This is a genomic window from Rhizobacter sp. P5_C2 (genome assembly GCF_054049715.1).
In genome coordinates this window covers 1-2,844 of record NZ_JBFULV010000214.1, presented here as the reverse complement: position 1 = coordinate 2,844, position 2,844 = coordinate 1, and the positions used below count along the sequence as shown (strand labels likewise).

At 74.2% G+C, this 2,844-nt stretch carries 3 protein-coding genes and 1 pseudogene; 2 read left to right on the top strand and 2 right to left on the bottom strand.

Annotated features, from left to right (window positions below):
• On the top strand, window positions 1-544 hold a 544-nt coding region (locus tag ACXJLU_RS33020; protein WP_457337953.1), incomplete at its 5' end, for an NAD(P)-dependent oxidoreductase.
• Window positions 545-550: 6 nt separating this feature from the next.
• Here the strand turns inward: ACXJLU_RS33020 and ACXJLU_RS33015 are convergent.
• Window positions 551-1,684, bottom strand: coding sequence for a hypothetical protein (locus ACXJLU_RS33015; RefSeq protein WP_457337952.1), 1,134 nt, complete (start codon window positions 1,682-1,684; stop codon window positions 551-553).
• Window positions 1,681-2,322, bottom strand: coding sequence for a sigma-70 family RNA polymerase sigma factor (locus ACXJLU_RS33010; RefSeq protein WP_457337951.1), 642 nt, complete (start codon window positions 2,320-2,322; stop codon window positions 1,681-1,683). Before ACXJLU_RS33010 ends, ACXJLU_RS33015 begins: the two co-directional genes overlap by 4 nt.
• A 156-nt stretch (window positions 2,323-2,478) precedes the next feature.
• Between ACXJLU_RS33010 and ACXJLU_RS33005 the strand changes: the two are divergent.
• Window positions 2,479-2,844: pseudogene (locus ACXJLU_RS33005) on the top strand (hypothetical protein); the annotation flags it as partial.

Sequence of the window (2,844 nt, the reverse complement as noted above, 5' to 3'; positions counted from 1 at the left end):
GCGCAGCGAGGCGGCCGAGCCGCTCGCGCCGGTGCTGCACGGGCAGCGGTTGGGGTTGATCGGCCTGGGCGAGATCGGCGGCCGCGTGGCCGCGGTGGGCCGGGCCTTCGGCATGGACGTGGTCACCTGGAGCCCGCACATGACCGAGCAGCGCGCGCTGCAGCATGGCGCGAGCGCGCTGCCGCTCGACGAACTGCTGGCCACGTCGGCGGTGGTCAGCCTGCACCTGGTGCCGACGGCCGAGACGCGGCACCTGATCAACACCGAGCGGCTCGCGACGATGCGGTCGGACAGCGTGCTGGTGAACACCTCGCGTGCGTCGCTGGTTGACACCGACGCGCTGGCGGCGGCACTGAAGCAGGGCCGGCCGGGTGCCGCGGCGCTGGATGTGTTCGACGCCGAACCGCTGGCGGCCGACCATGCACTGCGCGACGCGCCGAACCTGCTGCTGACGCCGCACCTGGGCTTCGTCGTCGAGCCGGTGTTCCAGCGCTTCGCGGACGGTGTGACGGCAGGCCTGGCGGCCTGGCTCGCGCAGCGCTGAACGCCGTCAGGGCGTCGCCGCCTCCAGCGCCTGCCGCAGTGCCGCGAGGGTCGCCGCGTCGAGCGGCGCACGCAGCGTCTCGCCCACGTCGCGGCGCTCCCACACCAACGCATCGTCGGTCAGTTGCAGGCGCTGCGTGACCTCGCCATCGCGCAGCAGCTGCAGCTCGGTGCCCGGCGCGGGGCGCAGGTTGCCGAGGCTTTGCCAACGCCCGCGTGACGCGGCTTCCAGGCGGCCGAGCCATTGGCTGACGGCGTTGTCGAACGGGTGCTGCGGGCCGCCGGGGCGTTGCCAGTACCAGTGCGTCGCTTCGCCGGCGATCTGCTGGCGCAGCTGCGCGATGGCCGGGCCGGCCGCGAAGCTGGCGTGCAGGCCGGCAGGCGCGGCCGCTTCCGGGGCCGCGTCCACCGGGCTGGGCGCTGCGGCCTTCGCGGCGACGCTCCGCGAGCGCCGGGCGGCGCTGTCGCTGCTGCGCTCGCGGCTCTCGTTCAGGCTGCGCTGGCTCAGGGCACCGGCCGTGGCTTCCTGCGATGGCGGCGCAGCGGCAGGTGACGGCGGCGCCACAGGCGTCGGTCGCGGCGTCTGCAGCGTGGTTTCCTCGGCCACGATGCCGGGCGAATCGGCAACGGCATCGCGCCGCGGCGCCTCTTCAGCCGGCCGTGGTGCAGGCGGCTGCTTCAGCTTCTCGCTGCGCACCGACGGTGCCGGTGCAGGCGGGGGCGCCGGCTCGGCGGCAGGTGCGGGCACGGCCGCGCCCGCCACCGATGCCTCGGCCTCTTTCTTCTTCTCCAATTGATCCGATGCCGGCTCGGCAACGGGCGCCGCCGGTGCCTGCACCGCGGCCCGCGGCGGCAGCGCCTCTTCCGGCGGGCGCTCGCGCCACAGCAGGCCGGCGAAGCCGATCACCACCACGCCGGCCAGCGCGCCGGCGAAGCGCGGGCTGCCGATCCAGTGCCACAGCCTCGATGGCAGCGACGGTGCCGCGGCAGCGACGGCCGGGCGACCCTCGCGCGCCTTGGCCTGCGCCTCGTGCAGGATCAGCGCGCGCAATGCCGCCGGCGCCGCCGCATCGGCGTCCGGCGCATGGCGCAGCGCCTGCCGCAGGTGGCTGTCGCGTTCGATGTCGGCCTTGTCGCTCATCGCGAAGCCTCCGTGCCGTTCAGCGGCGCGAGGTAGGCCCCCATGCAACTGCGCAGCTTGCTCATCGCGTAGCGCAGCCGGGTCTTCGCGGTCTCGAATCCGACCTCCAGCGCGCGTGCCACCTCGGCCAGCGGCAACTCGTCGTCATGGTGCAGCAGGAAGGCGCTGCGCTGCGGCAGCGGCAGTTCCTCCAGGCAGGCCAGCAGGCGCTCGCCGGCGCGGCGCCAGAACGCGATGTCCTCGCCCTGCGGTGCCGGCCACTGCTGCCACGGGACGCCGTTCGCCGCGTCGGGCTCCCACGGCGCCTCGTCTTCGTCGGTCGTGATCGACACCTCGCGGCCGCTGCGCCGCCACACGTCGATCACCCGGTGGTGGGCCAGCGTGAACAGCCAGGTGCGGAAGCTCGCGCCCTGCGGCTGCCAGCTGGCGCGGGCGTTGACCACGCGCAGCCAGGTGTCCTGGAACACCTCGTCGGCCTGAGCCGACAGCGCGCTGCCGAGCAGCCGGCGCACGAAGCGGTACAGCCCGGCCTGGTGGCGGGTGTACAGGGCTTCGAAGGCGGTGGCATCGCCGCGCGCATAGGCACTCATCAGGTGGTCGTCGCTGGTGTCGGTGTCAGTGGGGAGGCCGGGTTGCATGGCATGGCAGTCTGCCTGATACAGCGGGTGATACGCGCGGCGGTGCGCAACGGGGTGAAACGACGGGCCTCGAAAAAGATTCGCGAAGGTTTCACCCCGTCGCGCCGGCTGCCGCGTGTCAGGCAGGGTCACGTTCCGACAACCCTGGAGACCCGCATGGACACGATGAAGACCCCGCGCCGCACGCTCACCTCGGTGCTGATCGCCTCGCTGCTGCTGGCTGCCTGCGCCGGCAGCCTGGACGGCAACCTCGCGCAGGCCGCCGAGCCCTGGCCGCCGGTCTGGCAGGACGCGCCGCCGCAGCTCGACGATGCGCCGCCGGCGTTCAGCCCGCCGTCGGCGACCAGCTGCCACCGCCTGCCCGCGATGCGCGAGGTGCCCGGCGGTGCGAGCCAGCAGGCCAACCGGCGCCTGGGCCGCGCCGACCGCATCGAGCGGGAGTCGCTGAAGGCCGAATCGAAGGCCGCGCCGGAGCGCCGCGACGCGCCGGCGATGGCCGCGGGCTCGGCGGCCGATTCGGTG

Coding starts and splice junctions, on each gene's coding strand:
- ACXJLU_RS33015 (WP_457337952.1), bottom strand. CDS start 1,684: ATGAGCGACAAGGCCGACATCGAACGCGACAGCCACCTGCGGCAGGCG.
- ACXJLU_RS33010 (WP_457337951.1), bottom strand. CDS start 2,322: ATGCAACCCGGCCTCCCCACTGACACCGACACCAGCGACGACCACCTG.